Annotated in this window: 1 protein-coding gene; it reads right to left on the bottom strand. The window is 73.4% G+C overall.

Annotation, left to right across the window (positions count from 1 at the left end):
- Positions 1 to 154: 154 nt before the first annotated feature.
- Positions 155 to 928, bottom strand: a complete 774-nt coding sequence (locus B9S61_RS09700; RefSeq protein WP_103541901.1) for a TIGR04222 domain-containing membrane protein — start codon at positions 926 to 928, stop codon at positions 155 to 157.
- Positions 929 to 1100 lie beyond the last annotated feature (172 nt).

The following is a 1100-nucleotide window of genomic DNA, read 5'->3' as shown; positions in this document are numbered from 1 at the left end:
GGTGGTGAGGAGCATGGACCCGGCGGCCACATGGACGGCGGCGGCAGTTCTCATCGGCGATCCCTTCGGTACGCGGCGCGACAAAGGCGCGACAAAGGGATGTTTCGTTCGGGGGTGGCTCGAGGCAAGCACCCTTCACCGGGGTGTGTCGGCGTCAGCGCTCCGGGTGCGGCTCCCGGTGGGCGAAGGCCGCGCGCAGTTCCGGTTCACTCACCGCGCGGATGCCGCGTATCGCGACGGACGTGAGATACGTACGGTCGTCCCCGGCGCCCCGCGGCAGCGCGTCGAGCAGTCGCTGACCGGCGGGGGAGGTCCAGCGCGCGTACGGATGGACCTCGAACCGCGCGATGGCCAGGCAGCTCAGCGCGAAGATCAACGGCAGTGCGAACCACAGGGCGACCAGGGGGCGCGGCATGGCGGACGGAACGGGCATGACAAGCGCGGCCGTTCCGAGCCCGGCGACGGCCGCCACGGCGAACCGCACCTGCCGCACCGCGTCCGCGACACTCCTGCCGGCGCCGTCCGGCACCGCCAGCCCGGCGCCCACCAGCCGCTCCGCGATTCCCCGCACGGCGTCGGCGGCCGCCGCGGCCGCCCGCACCGGCGCGAGGGGTGACTGCCTCTCAGGCCCTACGGCCCCTATGACCGACCGCTCCATGTCGTCCCGCCCGTCAGGGTCGACCACCGTCGCCCAGCCGGTGTGCGCCAGCAGCAGCCGCCGCTGACGCGCCATCGCGACGAGCGTGACGTCGGCGACCCGTCCGGGGCCGCCGGACAGGAACGCGGCCTCGTACAGCGTCAGGGCGCGGTCCTCCCCACTGCCGGAACCGGTGGCCATGGCGGTACCGCGCACGGCGGCCAGGCACAGCCGCAGGCACGTCACGCCGGCGACGGCCCAGGCCAGGAGCAGGAGAGGAACCCAGAACATGAAGAATGTGTAAGCGACGGGGGCACGGGAACACCATGCCCTGTTCACCATCCGGACGCGGAGTGGCCCGTATGTGACATTCCGTTCGCGTGCCCGCGCTTGCCCGCGTGCCCGTGCTTGCCCGCGTGCCCGTGCTTGCCCGCGTGCCCGTGCTTGCCGGCGGCCACGCGCG

The organism is Streptomyces sp. SM1 (assembly GCF_002910825.1).
Taxonomy (GTDB): Bacteria; Actinomycetota; Actinomycetes; order Streptomycetales; family Streptomycetaceae; genus Streptomyces; species Streptomyces okerensis.
Note: the sequence above shows the minus strand (reverse complement) of the source record. Positions and strands in the feature narration are given on the sequence as shown.